Genomic DNA, 15,325 nt, shown 5'->3' on the forward strand with positions numbered 1-15,325 from the left:
CCAAGGCTCCCCTACGCGCAGGGCACGTACAAGACGTCACTGTGCGCTGTGCCCGAGCCGTGGGACCCGCCCGAACTCACCAGGGTTCCCACTGTGCTGGTGCGCCAGGCCACCTTCGGGTCGCCGGGGCGGTTGACACAGGTTGCTGCTGCGGTCGACGACCGCAGCGGCGGCGCACACTTGGACTGCCGCGCGGTCCCAGCTGTTGGACGACTCTCTGTATGAGCACGAAGGCGGGGGCCAGCGACAGTCGCGGTGGACATGAGTGGTGATCTTGGTGGGCAGTCTGATCCTGCTTCGTGCACGACGACACGGTGTGCACGAGCTGGAGGTGCAGGGTGCTCATCGTCGACGCCGATGTCGTGCTCGTGGAACGCCAACTGCGGGCGGGCGAACTGACGTGCCCGTCGTGCGGGGCCGCGCTCGCACCGTGGGGACACGGCCGGCCACGAAGTCCGCGGTGATCTCGGGTCCCGACTGTTCGTACGTCCTCGCCGCTCTCGCTGTACCGATTGCGGTGTCACGCACGTGCTGCTGCCAGAGATGCTGTGGCCGCGGCGGATGGATGCGGCCGAGGTCATCGGGGTCGGACTGGAGTTAGCCGCCCTGGGCATGGGGCACCGCCGGGTCGCCGCTCATCTGGGGCTGGCGGAGGACACCGTCCGCGGCTGGATCCGTCGCTTTCGCCGGAGGTCGGAGGCCGTGCGCCGGTACTTCACCATCGCCCTGGTCGCCCTCGCGGACGATCCGCTGATGCCCGAGCCGGCCGCCTGTCCGCTGGCGGACGCGGTCTCGGTCATCGCGGCCGCCCATCGGGCGGCCGTGATCAAGTGGCCTCAGATGAACACCGTGTCGCGGTGGGCCTTCGCCGGCCGCGTCATAGACGGCCGGGTCCTGACCTGCACTGCTTCAGCTAGTTGATCAACACGGGCCGCCCCTGGGCGGTGAAGGGAGGCGCCGGAAGTCTTGATCGTGTCCGTCCGCGACAGGGGCGGACACTGATCGAGATGCGAGGAGAGTCCGCGCGTGGCATCAAGCGAGGACGAGGACCGCCGCCGGGCGGAGAAGGCCCGGCAGGTCGGTCTGTTCCGCTATTCCCTGATCCAGGACCTGCTGGACGTGAGTCTGACGTCCCGGGAACCCGGCCGTCTGGCACGGGAGTTGGCGCAGAAGGAGCACACCGATCCGTTCGGCCGGCGGGTGAAGGTGTCCAGGGGCACGATCGACCGCTGGACCCGCGACTACCGCGACGGCGGGTTCCCGGCGCTGGTTCCCGAGCCGCGCAAGGCGGTCCCCAGGACGCCGCCGGAGGTGCTGGAACTGGCGGTTGTGTTGAAGCGGGAGAACCCCGGCCGCACGGCCGCACAGATCCAGCGGATCCTGCGGACTACGCAGGGCTGGTCACCGACCGAGCGGACGCTGCAGCGGCACTTCGTCGCGGCCGGACTGACCGGGGCAGGCTGCGAGGAGAAAAGCGTGTTCGGCCGGTTCGAGGCCACCCGGGGCAATGAGTTGTGGACCGGGGACGCCTGCACGGACCGAAGATCGGCGGCAGGAAATCGTACTTGTTCGCCTTCATCGACGACCACTCCCGGGCGATCGTGGGGCACCGGTTCGGATTCGCCGAGGACACCGTCCGCCTGGCCGCCGCCCTGCGGCCGGCGCTGTCCGCCCGCGGTGTCCCGGAATCGATCTACGTCGATAACGGGAGTGCCTTCGTCGACACCTGGTTGCTGCGGGCCTGCGCGAGCCTCGCGATCCGGCTGACCCACTCCAAGCCCGGTCGCCCGCAGGGCCGGGGGAAAATCGAACGGTTCTTCCGCACTGTTCGCGATCAGTTCCTGGTCGAGCTCGACGAGGAACGTGTCGGTCAGATCGAGCATCTCAGCGAGCTGAACAGGCTGTTCACCGCCTGGGTGGAGACGGCCTATCACCGCACGGTGCACTCGGAGACGGGGCAGCCTCCGATCGAACGCTGGCTGGGTTCGATTCCCAAGCCGCTGCCGCTGCCCAGTCCCGCTGATCTTCGGGAGGCATTTCTGTGGTCGGAGTTCCGGACGGTGACGAAGACCGCGACGGTCAGCCTGCACGGCAACACCTACGAGGTCGACCCGATGCTGAGCGGGATGAGGGTGGAGCTGGCGTTCGACCCGTTCGACCTGACGGAGATCGAGGTCAGGGCGTCGGGGAAGACGGCGATGAAGGCGGTTCCGCACCGGGTGGGCCGTCACACGCACCCGAAGGCGAGCCCGGAGACGCCGGCGAAGCCGGCACCGTCGACCGGGATCGACTACCTGAAGATCCTGGACGAGACGCACGCGGCGAACACCGCGAAGGGCATCAACTACTCGTCCCTGCTGGACGACAGGCGGGGACAGCGATGATCGACCGCGTTCAGGGGTTCTTCGGTTTCACCCGCATCCCCTTCGGCCGGGACCTGGCCCCCTCGATGTTGCACCAGCACCACTCACACCGGGAGGCCGCGGCCCGCATCGCGTGGTGCATCAACAACCGGGCGATCGGCGTGGTCACCGGCGAGGTCGGCTCCGGCAAGACCGTCGCCCTCAAGGGCGCCGTCTCCTCGCTCGATCCGGCCCGGTTCACGGTGATCTACCAGCCCAACCCGGAGGTCGGCATGCGCGGTCTCTATGACCGCATCGTCACGAGCCTGGGCGGCACCCCCAAGTTCCACCTCGCCGCCTTGGCAGCTCAAGCGTCCTCGGCGCTGGCCGCCGAGGTCGACGAACGCGGTCGGACTCCGGCCGTCGTGATCGACGAGTCGCACCTGCTCGACCACCACGAACTCGATGCGATCCGCATGCTCACCAACTACGAGATGGACTCCACGACGCCTTTCGCGGTGTTGCTGATCGGCCAGCCCACGCTGCGGAAGCGGATGAAGCACGGCGTCCTGGCCGCCCTCGACCAGCGGATCGCGATCAGCTACCAGATGCCCACGATGACGAAGGAGGAGACCGCCAGCTACATCAAGCACCACATCACGATCGCCGGACGGGGGGACACATTGTTCTCCGACGACGCCGTCCAGCTGATCCATCTCACCAGCCGCGGCCTGCCCCGTTCGGTCAACAACATCGCCTGGCAGTCCCTCATCGCCGCCTTCACCGAGGAGAAGGGCATCGTCGACGAGTCCTCCACCCGCATCGCCATCACCGAGACGCACGCGCCAGAGTGACCGCCACTCCTCGCCGGTCAGGCGGCAGCGGCCCGCAGGTCCGCTGCCGTCAGCAGCGACAACAGTGCGATGCCCTCGGCCGCGAGGGCATCGGCACCGCCTTGCTCCCGGTCGATCACGCACAGAGCCTCATGCACCTCAGCCCCCAGACCACGCAGGTCCGCGGTCGACAGCACGATCTGTCCTCCGCTGGTGACCACATCCTCAACGACCAGCACACGGCGTCCCTGGATGTCGGCGCCTTCGGCGAGACGGCAGGTGCCATACGGCTTGGCCTGCTTGCGCACGAACGCGCAAGGCAGACCCGTGTGTCGGCCGAGCGCGGTCACCACCGGGATGCCGCCCATCTCCAGCCCGGCCAGGACCTCGGTGCCAGAGGGCACCAGCGGAGCCATCTGCCGTGCCATGTCATCCAGCAGGACCGGATCCCCCTCGAACCGGTACTTGTCGAAGTACTCCGTGGCAGTACGTCCGGACCGGAGCGTGAACTGCCCGGTCAGATGGGAGACGGCATGGATACGGCGAGCAAGATCGGAATGTGTCACAGGCGTCCAGTCTTCCATCTGCCCGCCTGGGCCAGGACACCGACTCCCTTCCGGACCTCAAGCCATCGGCCATCACTGTCGACAGCGACACCCTGAACAAGAAGCCGACACCGTGAGCACCAAGAACCCCTGCGGCCTGCGGCCGCAGGGGTTCTCTCACAACACCACGTCATCAACAACAGTGACGCCGTCATGCTCATCCAGCGCGTCGCGCAACAGGCTGGGCCCCCACGCGTCACCCGTGGTGAGACGGTCCCCTATCTTCAGCAGTTGCCGGCGCGTGGCCGCTGGCCTCCGCCGCCGTACCGTGATGCCTGGTACTGCCGTCGGCCTCCTCCGTCATTCGCCGGTCACCGTTACGCTCCCGTCGGGCCGTTCGCTGCTGTCGACATAGACGACCAGCGTCTGTTCCGGCTGTTCAGCCAGGTGAAAAGCGGTGTACGCATAATCGATCGCTCCCCGTTGTGGGTGTCGTAGCCGTTTGCGACCGCTGTGCCGGGCCTGTACCTCGTACTGCGGCCACCAGTTCCGCACCTCTGGGCTGTTCTCGTTCAGGTCCTGGATCAGTCGGGTGTACCGCGGGTCGCCGGAGTGGCGTGCCGCTAGCGTCCGAAGTCGGCCGAGCAGTCCGCGTGCTTCGGGTTCCCAGTCGACCAGGATGTCCCGGGCCACCGGCTCGAGGAACACCCAGCGGGCGAAGTTGGCGGGCCGGTCCGCCTCCGTGATGAGCCTCGGGAACAACTCGTGGGCTGCCTGGTTGTGACTGAGGACGTCATAGTTGCCGCCGATGATGTACGCCGGATTCGGCTGGAGCAACAGGGGGATCGCACCCGCCTCGGCCGGGAGCGGCTCGCGTCCCTCGGCTTCGGCCGCAGGCGCATGACCGGCAAGCTGGAGCAGATGATCGCGCTCGTGCCGGTCGAGCCGCAGCGCCGCGGCGAGGGCGTTGAGCACCTGTTCGGAGACACGGATCTTTCGCCCCTGCTCCAGGTAGGTGTACCAGGTGGCGCTGATCCCGGCCAGCAGTGCCAGTTCCTCTCGGCGAAGTCCCGGAGTCCGGCGGCGGCTTGTCTGGGGCAGGCCCACCTCGTCAGGGGTCAGGCGCTCTCTCCGGCTGCGGAGGAATTCACTGAGCTGACGGCGTTGGTCCGGCTGCGTGGGCATGGCGGATGGCACCTTCAGTTCCAGAATAAATACGGTCTGGATACCAGACTAAGCTCCTCGGAGACTGGTGTGGAGCACGGCCGCGGCATGACCGACGGCCTCACACGGTCACACCGGCATCCGGCCGTCCAGTGCGCAACGGCTTGGCGGACACTCCTCCAGGACTTGCTGCCGCTCGGTACTCCGGCCCCGGTGCCGAAGATGGAGAGGGCAACGTATGTCCGGAATCAAGGGCAAGGTGGTGGCGATCACGGGAGCCAGCAGCGGCATCGGCGAAGCGACCGCGCTGCTGCTCGCCGAACGCGGCGCGCGACTCGTCCTCGGCGCACGCCGATCCGAACGCCTGGCGGAACTGGTGGCCCGGATCGAGGAAGCAGGTGGCACGGCCGTGCAGATCCGCACCGACGTGACCCGGCGGGACGACGTGCAGGCCCTGGTCGCGCTGGCCAGTGAGTGCTTCGGCCGACTCGACGTACTCGTCAGCAATGCCGGAGTCGGCACCATCTCGCCTCTCGACGATCTGCGCGTCGAGGAGTGGGACCACATGGTCGACGTCAACGTGAAGGGCGTGCTGCACGGGATCGGCGCCGCGCTGCCCGTCTTCCGGGCGCAGGGAACCGGCCACTTCATCACCACCGCCTCCACGGCCGCGTTTCGCATCGTGCCGACCATGGCCGTTTACGCCGGCACCAAGTTCGCCGTCCGGGCCATCTGCGAAGGACTGCGCCAGGAAGCCGGCGACTCCTTGCGGGTGACCACCGTCTCACCTGGTGCGACTGCGACTGACTTCGCCGAGGCGTCAACCAACAGCCGGGTCAGAGCAGAGATCACGAAGATGCGGGACGACATCGCGATCCCGCCCGACGCAATCGCCCGGGCCATCGCTTTCGCGATCGAACAGCCTGCCGCGGTTGACGTGAACGACATCGTCGTCCGGCCCACCGCCCAGAGCTGACCTCTCCCACCCTTCCGGTGCGGACACGCGCACCCGCGGGACTGTCCCACGGGGTGCATGGCAGCAAAGACCCTCTGGCCCGTGGCGTGGGTGGCATACCCGAGTGGAAGCGACGGACGCGACGTCAGATGATCAAGGTCGCTGAGACCGAAGATCGATCTGGAGCCGTGTCCGCGTGCACTCTTCCCTGATCAGCGTCCTCTCGCGCCACTTCGAGGACGTAGCCGCGCCATGTCCACCCACGGGCCCCTCTGAACTGGCCACGCTGGCCGAGGTGTTCAGCCGTCTCCAGTGGACAGATGACGGCGAGCACACCCCCGCGTCGTACGGACGGCGCTGTCGGAGGGTCGAACTACTTGGGCCGTGACGACGTACGCCGATCCCGACGATCTCCTCAAGGCGCAGCGTCGACCAGGCTGTACCTCGAGCGGTCGGCGTCGCCGCTGCCCTCGTTATCACCTGGATCACCCCGCGCAAGGGCGGCCGCCGATAACCGCCCCGAAGATGCCGCTGGAGCAGGAAGCCCGTCCAGGCGGCCAAGCCCGACGACGGGTCCTGGCGGCCGTTGCCGACATCATCGTGTCGATGACCGACGTCGGCCACGAGGCCATCGACCGCTTCACCGAGCTGCTGGACGAGGCCCAGGGGCCACGTTTAAGGACCTCTCGTGTTGGTGCCCGTTCTGGTGGGGTCGGGTCGGGGTGTGCGAGGCTGGTCGGACGACCTGCCTGGTCTGGTAGGAGACCCCGCATCGCCCTTACAGGTCGCCACGGCGGCCGGGGCGCGGTGCGGGTGGTCTTGCTTGGCTGTGGGCGGCCCTCATGTAGCCGCGCACTTGATGCCCCCGCCGTGTAAAGGGGGTGTGATGGGCTCGACCCCCTGATGGGAGGGGCGAACCGTGAACGATCTCACCGTGACCACCCAGCAGTACACCGACCGCACGGTGATCACTGTTGCTGGAGAGATAGATCTCCACACCTGTCCGGCCCTGGCGAAGGCCGCCGGCGCCGTCCCGCGGGGCGGCACAGCGCTGCACCTGGAGATGTCGGGCGTGTCCTTCATGGATTCCAGCGGCCTGAATCTCCTGCTCCAGCTGCGCCAACGCCTCCTTGCCGAGGGCGGGCAGCTGGTCGTCGTCGGCCTGCAGGACCAGCCCGCCCAGGTACTGCGCCTGACCGGCGCCTATGACCTGCTGGTCGCCGGCCCTGCCGATACAGCCGACGTCGCTGCCGCTTGAGCGGCGTGGACGCGGGTCGCTGTGGTCGGGACCGCCCGCACGATGTGCTGTGTCAACGCTCTCCGAAATTTGACCCCCGACCAGTCTCGGAAATCTGACCCCCGGCGTGGTTGTCAGCAAGCGCCCTGCTTGTGCCAGCCAAGGCTGTCAGCCGTGGGTGCCAGAATCCTCGGCATGCCACTGTGCGATTACTTCTCTGCCGCTGACGATCAGGCTGCTGTCGCTGTCCTCCAGACTCCGGGAGGGCCGGGTCAGGCGGACCTCGACGTGGTCTTTCTCAAGAACATTGACCCGGTCGTCGCGATCGCCCAGCTCGAAGCGATCATGACGGGCTGCAGCTATGACGAGGCCAGCGGTCGTCCGCGGTCCGGGCAACTGCTGTCCGACCCGGAGGAAGGCGGGGCGTTCGTGGTCAGCCTGACGGACACCTTGACCGCTGCCCTCGCCTCGGCATCGCAGGACGACCTCGTCCGCTTTGCCGAACCGTGGTCGAAGACGGACGAACTCCGGCAGACGGTATCAGCGTCGAGTTCGCGGCTGGTGTCCTGGAAGCCCTGGCCGGTCTGGCTCAGCGCGCTCGCACCTCCGGCCAGCAGCTGTATTGCTGGTGGGCTCTGTAACTCACCGGCGTCCGGCGCCGTTGTCCTTGCCGAGCAGTTCGCGCCGCTGGCGGGTGCGGTAGGAGTCGCCAGTGAGGGTGAGGACCCCGGCATGGTGAACCAGGCGGTCGATCATCGCGGCCGCGACCACGTCGTCGGAGAAGGTCTCTTCCCAGCGCCCGAAGGGCGGGAGAAGCCCAGCGTCATGACCAGCACTGGAAGCACCCGCTGCTGACCGGCCCCGCCTGCACCTTCGTCTCCGGGAACCACAGATCACACTGGGCGACCTGCCCGGGTTCGTAGACGACGCGGTCGACCGGGTCGATGCCGACGTACTCGGACCGAATCAGCGCGAGGCGCTTGCGCAGCGGCGGCAGCGAGTAGGGCCAGCCGATCCGTTCGGCGATCACCGGGGCCGGCGTCCTCGGCCATTCCTGCAGCAGGGCCCGAATCTGGGGTTCGTGGGCGTCCGCGACCTGGCCTCGGGGCTCGCGTTCGTACTTCGGCGGCCGGTCCGAGTTCAACGCGCCCCGTACCGTGTTCCGGGCCACCCCCAGCCGCCGCGCGATCTCCTTGATCGGCACCCCCTCCGCCCGATGCAACCGGCGTATCTCTGCCCAGTCCTCCACTTTCAGCACCCTCCAAGAGTCGGGAGGGGGTCAAAATTCGCGGACTGCCTGGGGGTCAGTTTTCAGGAAGCGTCAACAGTGCTGAGTGCCGCTTCGAGAGGGTTGCGGGAAGCGCTGGAGGCGTGGGCGTTGCTTGCAGGTTTTTGGGAACTTCGTGGGCAAGCGGCCGGCTCTGTGGAACCGGCCGCGAGGTGCTGCGGTTCGGAGATGAGCCGTGGCACCGCCCCTTGATCCGAGGCCGGTGATCGCGCGTGACCTTCCACGGATGGAACGGTGGAAGGTCTGGGGGAACACTGAGCGGGCAAGCGGAACCACAGCGCCCTGCCCCCGCCGTTGTAGGACTGGCTATGACTTCCCATGATGCGCAGAGACCCACCCCGCAGTCGTGGCCGCCGGACGGCAGCCCCGCGGGACAGGTCGAGCGTCTGATGAGGGAGAACGCCCAGCTACGGGAGGCCATCGACTCGCACGCGGTCGTCGACCAGGCCATCGGTGTCTTGATCGCCCTGGACCGTATACCGCCCTCCGACGGCGGGGATGTACTGCGTGAGGTCTCCCAGCACACCAACATCAAATTGCGCGTCGTTGCCGAGGCCATCGTCGACTGGGCCCAGAGCCGCGAGCTGGTGCGGCCTGTGCGGGACGAACTGGACGCCGCGTTGAGGCGTCTGCGCCAACGCCGGTCGGTGACCGCGCCTGCGGACGGTGCTTCGCCGAACGCTGACAGGTGAGCGGCGGCGCTGGTCGGCTGTCGCTGGCCTGGTCGGCGGTTGCGGGCGTGTGAACCTCGAGGTGCATCTGTCCAGGTCAGGAGCCCGAACGAAGTGTGCCGGGCTGGCATGGGAGCTCATTAGAGTGAGCCGCATGGACATGCGGAGAGCCGTCGCGGTGCTGGCCGAGGAAGCCGAGCAGCAGATCCAAGACCAGACGTGGAAGCTGACGCCGAGCGATCGGGCACTCGCTGTGGAGGCTGAGGCCGGGCTGCGTGACGCTGTCGGACCTCCGGATGTCCAGGAGGCACTGCCGCAGATCAAGCGGCTCGAACACCTGCGGGAAACGCTCGCTGTCCTCGCGATCTCCCTCGCACGCACGCACGGACGCCTGGCCTGGTTTCTCTCCGGCACTGTCAACGCACTCGGACCGGTCCTGCGCTGGCGGGCCCTGTCCGCCGACCGTGGCGGCACCTTCGGCACCGTCCTTCCGAGTCCTGAGGAATACACAGAGGCGGAAGACGCCGTCCGCCAGCTCCGGGACGCCCTCGCGCGCATCACTGCCGAGCCGGATTCAAACGGTGCTGGTTGCGGGTCCTCGCCGGCGTCTGGTGCGTGAAGCCGCCGCCCATCACCGTGGTCCTTCCCGATGGCCAGGAGGTCACCGGCCGCCTCCAGGAGCGCCAGCAAGTCCTGGACGCCTGGCTGTACAAGGTGGCCGTCCCGGCCTGGCAGAACACGCCTGAAGGCCGGGTGGAGCCCGCCTGGTACGTGGTGTGGGTGAAGGCCCCCGACCACGTGAAGCCCGTGCCCGGCGTCTCCTACGACGACGTCCCCACCACCCGACTGCCTCCGCCGTCGGCGGAGCGCGAGATCCTCGGTCCGCGTCGGCCCTCGGGCTGGGTGCTGCAGAAGCTGGAGCGCGGCCGCGGCATCATCCATGCCGTCGACTGCGAGGAAGCACCCACCGGGACGCCGGTGCTGACCCTGGACAAGGCGCTGGACGCGGCGGAGCACCCCGGCACCCGGCTGTGCTCCTTGTGTAGTGCGGCGGCCGAACTCGACCCCGTGCTCAAGGGCTTCGAACATGGCTTCGGCGGTGCGGAAAACGGCAGTAGGGAACCGTCGTGATCGTCACACTGGCGGGATGAGCCTGTTCGACGCCGACGCCTACGATCCCGACGACATGATGGTGCACCCTCGCCATCAGGCGATGCAGCCGGTCTTGGCTCAGCTCATTCAGCAGCTCCGCGAATGCGAGACGGAGGAGGCCGGCGTCGAGTTCCAACGGGACCTGCTCGACCGCCTGCTGGAGGTGGAGAAGGACCGCGCCGGGTTCAAGCGTGCCGCCAAGCGAATGCGCAGCGGCAAGGGCCCGCAGCCGGAGGCGCCAGAGCCCCAGTCGGGCCGTGATCTCGCCGACGTGGCGACCTGGCGGTTCGAGCAGGACGTGTGCGACCGGCTGGCCCGCCAGCTGCGCTCGGTGGGTGATGCGCTGGCCTGGCGCGTCTTCGGCTTCCACCGCCCGTTCATCCTCGCTCTGTGCCGCAACGACTCGCCCGGCCTGATGTACGGCAAGGCAGGGCTGCAGGCGGAACGCGAACGTGTCGAGAGGGCCTTCAAGGAGGATGGTGCTTTCGCGCTCCTGCACGACCTGACCAACTGCCTGCGCATCGGCGACATCACGGTCTGGGACGGCGTACACCCGCCCCGCACGGAAGAGATCAAGACCAACCCGAACAACACCAAGAGCGCTCAGCTACGGCGCATCAACCAGGCCCGCGAGGCGGTGCTGAACGGCGGCCCGCTGCCGGGGGACAACGCCTCAGAGCTCCTCTACGACCTGAACCTGCCGCTGCGCACACACCTGGACGTGCTGCGCGAGGCCCTGGAGCGGGCCGCAAACGAGGGCGTATACGCCACCGACGTTCCTGGCAGCCGGGTCTTGTACGTCATCGACCAGTACGGATGTGTCCAGCAAGGACTGTCCTCGAAGGAGTTCAACGAGCGCCTTCGGCAGAGCGTCGACACGGCCTTGCAACGGGCAGGGATCGCAGCCGGCCGCGAGGACCACAACATCCAGGTCACCAGCCTCGACAGTACGGCCCGCGACCCGCTGCGGGTGCCCTGGGCGAACTACCCGCTGCATCCCGTGGCCTGCGCCCGCCTGATCGGCGACTACGCCGTGGCCACCGTGGAGACCTCCGGTCCTCTACTGGCCCGCCTGCTCCAGGTGGCCGGCCTGGACGCACGCTGGGTACGCCCGCCGGGGAAGGCGGACCTGCAGCAGGGCGAGGTCATCATGGAGATCCACCAGCAGGAGGAGCTGCGGGCCGTGGCACTGCCGGGGGGCCTGACGATGACGCCGAGCTGGACGCTGCAGATGCGCCGCTCCGAGCTGGACCGCTATCTGATTGAGCTGCTGCGGCCGGGCTCGTGGGTTGCGGGCATCAAGCACGTCCTCGCCGCCCGGCAGGCCGGGCGACCATGGCCGCACTACCGCAACGAACACGAGATCTGGGTCTAGGTGGCGCGCTCCACAGTGCACTGCTCGATCCAGCGGGCGAGGACGCTCAAGGTCGCCAGGTGCTCCAACGCCTCCTGTTCGGTCCAGGTCACCTCATCCTCGTGAGCGGCAACGTTCCGCAGGGCGAGGAAGGCGCCGGCCGCGAGGTACTTGGCGCCTTCTTGGCGGGCGCGCCACGTAGGTGTGTTGCGGTCGCCGTCGAACCGCAGGCGCGGTTTCCCTGCGACAGGTTCCTTCATGTCGAAGGCCTGCATGCACAAGTCCGTCTCACCGATGTCGTGGCGTCCCAGCTTCTGCTGGAGTCGGCGGTTCACGGTGCGGGCGGCAGCCAGGACGGCGTCCTGCCGGGCCTCTGCGCCCCACAGTGGGGCGGCCGGCTCCCACACCCAGGGGTGGAACTGGTCGGCGGGCAGGGTGGGAGCATCGGGTACGAGCCGGGCGGCCCATTCGTCCATGTCGGCCAGAATGCCCAGGCCTCGATGAACCTCGTTGCGGGCCATGTCTTCGCCTGCCATCTGATCGAGATTGATCTTTTCGGCAAGCTGCCTCCAGAAGCCGCAGGATCTGCTTGACCGTGGGCTCTGCGCGGTGCAGCTGCTCATACAACGCTGCATCGCCTATGTAGTCGCCGGGCCGTCTACTTCGTTCGTAGCGCAGGGCCAGGTCGTCGAACGCCTCAAGCCGCTGTCGCATCCAGTCTCGATCCACGGGCCGCATCCTAGGAGCGGAGTCTGACACTCCCCCGTCTCACAGGCTCGGCAAAGCCAGGAGCAGCAGCAAGGGCCCGAACCAGTGAGCCGAAGCGCGATAGTTGTCACCATCGGCTTCCACTGACCTGCGGCTTCAACCAGGCAAAGCACGATGCTTGTCACCAGGGCGGCGCGCCATCTGTCACCAGCAGCGCCCGGAACGACGGAGCGGGTTGGCGGCGGGCAACGGGTACTTACAGGTTGTGCGTCAGGTGCGCAACGAGCCCGCCCTCTGGAGGCCGGTGAGCAGGCAGTGTGCGCGGATGGACAAGACGCTGGCGCGGGCTGCAGCGCTTGACTGCTCGGCCTAGGCCCATCTCACTCTGTGTCGCCAGAGCCCAATCGCTGCTGCCGCACGGGCGCAGGTACTGTCCTTGGAGGGAACGACCGACGATTGCCCGGGCCCAGCGCGTGTACCGCTTTCTCAATCTTGACCAGCTTGTCTTCCAGATGCTTGGTGGGCCGGTCTTCGAGCATGACCCACTTCACCGCGTCGAGGTCGGCGGTGTACTGGGCCGTCTCCACCTTCCCTTCAGGACCGTTTGCGTCCACCGTGAAGGTGTAGACGCGGGGCAGGTGAGCGTTCTGGAACCGCTCCTGGTTGTCCAAGAGGAAGGTCAGGCGGCGGCGCGGCGGCAGGATAGGGATGGGCCGGGCCAGAATCTCCTGCATGACCTGGGTGAGATCCGGCTCACCTGGTCTGGGTTCCCACCCGGACTCGAGGGGCGGGTTGCAGGAGATGCGGACGTTGCGGGCTACGGTCGGACCGGTGTTCTCGATGACCAACAGAAGCGACCCGTGGTTGGTATCGGGCTGGATATCGACGATGACGTACGGCTCGTTCTGCTCCCGGTGAATGCGTTTTGACAGGGCCAGTTGCTCTCTGGCGGCCATGCGGGCGATAGATGCCTGCCAGGCGGCGATGAGGGCGGCGACGACGGCAACGATGATCGTCCACTGGTCGGCGGTTAGGGCTCTGAGGTGATCCATGACCTGACGCTACCGACAGGGTCCGACAGGCACGGCTGGCAGGCCCCTGCAAGAACCGCAAGACCACGCCCTGTCCTGCAGCCCTGGTGACGATACACCTGCCTTTGTGACAACTATCGCGCTTCGGCTCAACCAGAAGGCAGTTCGGACCCTTGCTGCTGGGAGAGCTACAAGTCGAACTCCAGGTGCTCGATGTCGGTGAAGCGGACCTCCTCGAGCTGGCCGGCCCGGCGGCCGCTGACCTGGAAGTAGACCTCCTTGAGCCCTTCGGCGGCGATCTCCCGCAGACGCTGCTCGGTGGCGCCCTGCTCCTGGGCCTCGAAGAGGCGGGCGGCGTACTGCGGAGGCAGCGCCACCGTGAGATGGCGGAGGCGGTCTTCGTCGGTGGAGCCGATCGGCGCGGTGTAGCCGATCCGGGCCCGGGTGTCGATGACGATGCCGCCGGTGGTCGCCGCCTGCTTCCGGGCCTTGGCGCGGATCTGCGGCTGCCACCGCTTCTTCACCTCGCGCTCCAGGCGCGCGGCGAGGTCCGGGCGCGGCTTCTTGATCTGGTCTTTCACGTACCGTTCGACGGTGCGCTGGGAGATGCGCAGCATCTGGGCGACCGGCTTGGTGCCCTTGAGTTGCTTGACCAGGTACCGCATCTGCGCGCCCGCGCTCTTGGGCGCCGGGCGGGTGAACGCCTTCTGCACCGCGGCGTCCAGGCCGTCCCCGAACAGGCTCATCGCCCTCTCCTACTCTCCGCTGTCGACGTCGGTGACGGTGCCGTCCTTGATGTAGCGGGCGAGGTTGAGCTCCGGCGCGTTGAACCGCTCGCGGACCTCTTCGCCCCACAGGACATCCTGGGTGCCCTCATGCTTGACCAGGCCCGGGTTGATGCCGAGCTTGAAGCCGCCGGGCAGCGGCTTGCCCTCCCGATAGGGCAGGAAGTCCAGCGGGCTCGGCCCGTTGAAGGCGTAGACGACGCAGTCGGACAGGATCGCGATCGGGTACTGCCCGGTGAACGACGCGTGCTTGACGATCTTGCGGTGCAGGTTGATCCGGGTGCGGGAAATGACCGCCGCCCGGATGTCCGGACGCCACGTCGGGCGGGACAGGGCGCGCCACGGCTCGCCCGGCCGCCAGCCCTTCCCGCGCGGGCGCTCGCGCAGCTTGCCCAGGCCGCCCTTGACCGTCGCCTTGATCGCCGAGACGACGATCGCCAGCTCGGGGTCACGCTCCTTGTAGCCGTCCATCGCCGCGAGGAAGTCGGCCGGAGCCAGGTCGGCGTCGACGCCGAGGTCGGCCATCGTGGCGAGGAAGGCGTCACGGAGCCGGTTGTACCAGCCGTCCAGGTAGCGGCCGTTCTCGTAGCGCACCCACGCCTCGATCGGCCGCACCTCGTAGCCGAGCTCCACCGCGTAGGCGACGGTAGGCGTCGCGTACCAATCCGGCCCCTCCGGGCAGTCACCCTTCGGCGTGAACGGGGAGGGCAACAGGCTGCCGTCCAGCTCCACCCACTCCTTGCCGACCTTCACCTTCGACTGGTCGACGTGGGAGAGGCCGACCAGCCACGAGCCGGGCAGCTTCGGGTCGAACGCCGGGTTCGTGACGTGCGTGGGCGCGCCGAGGCCGACGGTCAGGCCGCTGGCGCCGGCGGCGAAGGCCATGTTCACGTCGATGCCGACCAGGTGCCGCAGGGTGCACTCGGCATCCGTCATCGGCCGCGCCCAGTCGTACGCCTCCTCGAACAGCTTCTCTCCGGGGCCACGGACGTGGAACGCCGGTAGGTCCTTCAGCAGCGGGTGCCCGTCCGGGGCCTCGCACGGGGCGCAGTCCACCGGGTCCTTGCCCAGCGAGCCGGGGTTGTGCTCGGAGTGTCGGCGGCCGTTGGCGTCGGGCTCGGAGGCGCGGGTCGGCGGGTGCAGAGCGGTCATCAGCTCAAGGCCGGTGACGGCGGTGGAGCCGCGCGGCGTCATCACCCGGGAGGCGTACGCCCCGAGCACGCGGTCGAGTTCCGCCGGCGGGTCGCCCTGGCGGGACCC

16 protein-coding genes and 1 pseudogene are annotated in these 15,325 nt (G+C 68.0%); 9 read left to right on the forward strand and 8 right to left on the reverse strand.

Annotated elements, in window-relative coordinates:
* Positions 1–528 precede the first annotated feature (528 nt).
* From JK359_RS36890 to JK359_RS36900, 3 genes are all read left to right on the forward strand, one after another.
* Positions 529–921: a helix-turn-helix domain-containing protein gene (locus JK359_RS36890; protein ID WP_201844002.1), complete on the forward strand. Its 393-nt coding sequence runs from the start codon at positions 529–531 to the stop codon at positions 919–921.
* Between the two features lie 644 nt (positions 922–1,565).
* A complete protein-coding gene (locus JK359_RS39635; RefSeq protein ID WP_236679035.1) occupies positions 1,566–2,384 on the forward strand; it encodes a TnsB C-terminal domain-containing protein in 819 nt (272 codons plus the stop codon).
* Positions 2,381–3,196 carry an ExeA family protein gene (locus JK359_RS36900; protein ID WP_201844003.1) on the forward strand — a complete coding sequence of 272 codons (816 nt, stop codon included), beginning with the start codon at positions 2,381–2,383 and terminating at the stop codon, positions 3,194–3,196. Before JK359_RS39635 ends, JK359_RS36900 begins: the two co-directional genes overlap by 4 nt.
* Before the next feature lie 17 nt (positions 3,197–3,213).
* Here the strand turns inward: JK359_RS36900 and pyrE are convergent, their stop codons facing one another.
* Positions 3,214–3,759, reverse strand: coding sequence for an orotate phosphoribosyltransferase (pyrE, locus tag JK359_RS36905; protein ID WP_236679036.1), 546 nt, complete (start codon positions 3,757–3,759; stop codon positions 3,214–3,216).
* A 321-nt stretch (positions 3,760–4,080) separates the two neighbouring features.
* The gene (locus JK359_RS36910) at positions 4,081–4,905 is read right to left on the reverse strand and encodes a helix-turn-helix transcriptional regulator (protein ID WP_201844004.1); all 825 of its coding nucleotides are present in this window, start codon (positions 4,903–4,905) and stop codon (positions 4,081–4,083) included.
* A 217-nt stretch (positions 4,906–5,122) separates the two neighbouring features.
* On the opposite strand from JK359_RS36910, the gene JK359_RS36915 reads away from it, so the two are divergent.
* Together JK359_RS36915 and JK359_RS36920 are read left to right on the forward strand one after the other, a co-directional pair.
* Entirely contained in the window at positions 5,123–5,860 is a 738-nt protein-coding gene (locus JK359_RS36915) for an SDR family oxidoreductase (RefSeq protein WP_201844005.1), read from the forward strand.
* Positions 5,861–6,758: 898 nt separating this feature from the next.
* Positions 6,759–7,097 carry an STAS domain-containing protein gene (locus tag JK359_RS36920; RefSeq protein WP_201844006.1) on the forward strand — a complete coding sequence of 113 codons (339 nt, stop codon included), beginning with the start codon at positions 6,759–6,761 and terminating at the stop codon, positions 7,095–7,097.
* A 621-nt stretch (positions 7,098–7,718) separates the two neighbouring features.
* Here JK359_RS36920 and JK359_RS36930 read toward each other — a convergent pair.
* Together JK359_RS36930 and JK359_RS36935 are read right to left on the reverse strand one after the other, a co-directional pair.
* On the reverse strand, positions 7,719–7,832 hold the full coding sequence (locus JK359_RS36930; protein ID WP_307788445.1) for an ATP-binding protein: 114 nt from the start codon (positions 7,830–7,832) through the stop codon (positions 7,719–7,721).
* A gap of 23 nt (positions 7,833–7,855) precedes the next feature.
* A pseudogene (locus tag JK359_RS36935) lies at positions 7,856–8,334 on the reverse strand (helix-turn-helix domain-containing protein); the annotation flags it as partial.
* Between the two features lie 338 nt (positions 8,335–8,672).
* On the opposite strand from JK359_RS36935, the gene JK359_RS36940 reads away from it, so the two are divergent.
* The 4 genes from JK359_RS36940 to JK359_RS36955 all read left to right on the forward strand — a co-directional run bounded on the left by JK359_RS36940 (position 8,673) and on the right by JK359_RS36955 (position 11,562).
* A complete protein-coding gene (locus JK359_RS36940) occupies positions 8,673–9,056 on the forward strand; it encodes an ANTAR domain-containing protein (protein ID WP_201844007.1) in 384 nt (127 codons plus the stop codon).
* Between the two features lie 133 nt (positions 9,057–9,189).
* Positions 9,190–9,654 (forward strand): hypothetical protein, encoded by a 465-nt coding sequence (locus JK359_RS36945; RefSeq protein ID WP_236679044.1) that lies wholly within the window; start codon positions 9,190–9,192, stop codon positions 9,652–9,654.
* Positions 9,651–10,166, forward strand: coding sequence for a DUF6233 domain-containing protein (locus JK359_RS36950; protein ID WP_307788446.1), 516 nt, complete (start codon positions 9,651–9,653; stop codon positions 10,164–10,166). The genes JK359_RS36945 and JK359_RS36950 overlap by 4 nt, the downstream gene beginning before the upstream one ends.
* A gap of 16 nt (positions 10,167–10,182) precedes the next feature.
* The gene (locus JK359_RS36955) at positions 10,183–11,562 is read left to right on the forward strand and encodes a hypothetical protein (RefSeq protein ID WP_201844009.1); all 1,380 of its coding nucleotides are present in this window, start codon (positions 10,183–10,185) and stop codon (positions 11,560–11,562) included.
* Here JK359_RS36955 and JK359_RS36960 read toward each other — a convergent pair.
* The 4 genes from JK359_RS36960 to tap all read right to left on the reverse strand — a co-directional run.
* On the reverse strand, positions 11,559–12,077 hold the full coding sequence (locus JK359_RS36960; protein ID WP_236679037.1) for a TIGR02391 family protein: 519 nt from the start codon (positions 12,075–12,077) through the stop codon (positions 11,559–11,561). The genes JK359_RS36955 and JK359_RS36960 overlap by 4 nt on opposite strands.
* A gap of 552 nt (positions 12,078–12,629) precedes the next feature.
* Entirely contained in the window at positions 12,630–13,301 is a 672-nt protein-coding gene (locus JK359_RS36965; protein WP_201844010.1) for a DUF8453 domain-containing protein, read from the reverse strand.
* Positions 13,302–13,468: 167 nt separating this feature from the next.
* Positions 13,469–14,026 (reverse strand): telomere-protecting terminal protein Tpg, encoded by a 558-nt coding sequence (gene tpg / locus JK359_RS36970; RefSeq protein ID WP_201844011.1) that lies wholly within the window; start codon positions 14,024–14,026, stop codon positions 13,469–13,471.
* Positions 14,027–14,035: 9 nt separating this feature from the next.
* Positions 14,036–15,325, reverse strand: a 1,290-nt coding sequence (gene tap / locus JK359_RS36975) for a telomere-associated protein Tap (RefSeq protein ID WP_443729098.1), incomplete at its 5' end; no start/stop codon positions are given.

Origin of the sequence: Streptomyces actinomycinicus, assembly GCF_016741775.1 — a bacterium.
GTDB classification, from domain to species: domain Bacteria; phylum Actinomycetota; class Actinomycetes; order Streptomycetales; family Streptomycetaceae; genus Streptomyces; species Streptomyces actinomycinicus.

What these genes read in the sequence shown, in the direction of transcription:
- JK359_RS36965 (WP_201844010.1), bottom strand. Translation starts at nt 13,301, where the DNA reads ATGGATCACCTCAGAGCCCTAACCGCCGACCAGTGGACGATCATCGTT.
- JK359_RS36945 (WP_236679044.1), top strand. Translation starts at nt 9,190, where the DNA reads ATGGACATGCGGAGAGCCGTCGCGGTGCTGGCCGAGGAAGCCGAGCAG.
- JK359_RS36955 (WP_201844009.1), top strand. Translation starts at nt 10,183, where the DNA reads ATGAGCCTGTTCGACGCCGACGCCTACGATCCCGACGACATGATGGTG.
- JK359_RS36910 (WP_201844004.1), bottom strand. Translation starts at nt 4,905, where the DNA reads ATGCCCACGCAGCCGGACCAACGCCGTCAGCTCAGTGAATTCCTCCGC.
- JK359_RS36930 (WP_307788445.1), bottom strand. Translation starts at nt 7,832, where the DNA reads ATGATCGACCGCCTGGTTCACCATGCCGGGGTCCTCACCCTCACTGGC.
- tpg (WP_201844011.1), bottom strand. Translation starts at nt 14,026, where the DNA reads ATGAGCCTGTTCGGGGACGGCCTGGACGCCGCGGTGCAGAAGGCGTTC.
- JK359_RS36915 (WP_201844005.1), top strand. Translation starts at nt 5,123, where the DNA reads ATGTCCGGAATCAAGGGCAAGGTGGTGGCGATCACGGGAGCCAGCAGC.
- pyrE (WP_236679036.1), bottom strand. Translation starts at nt 3,759, where the DNA reads ATGGAAGACTGGACGCCTGTGACACATTCCGATCTTGCTCGCCGTATC.
- JK359_RS36900 (WP_201844003.1), top strand. Translation starts at nt 2,381, where the DNA reads ATGATCGACCGCGTTCAGGGGTTCTTCGGTTTCACCCGCATCCCCTTC.
- JK359_RS36940 (WP_201844007.1), top strand. Translation starts at nt 8,673, where the DNA reads ATGACTTCCCATGATGCGCAGAGACCCACCCCGCAGTCGTGGCCGCCG.
- JK359_RS36960 (WP_236679037.1), bottom strand. Translation starts at nt 12,077, where the DNA reads ATGGCAGGCGAAGACATGGCCCGCAACGAGGTTCATCGAGGCCTGGGC.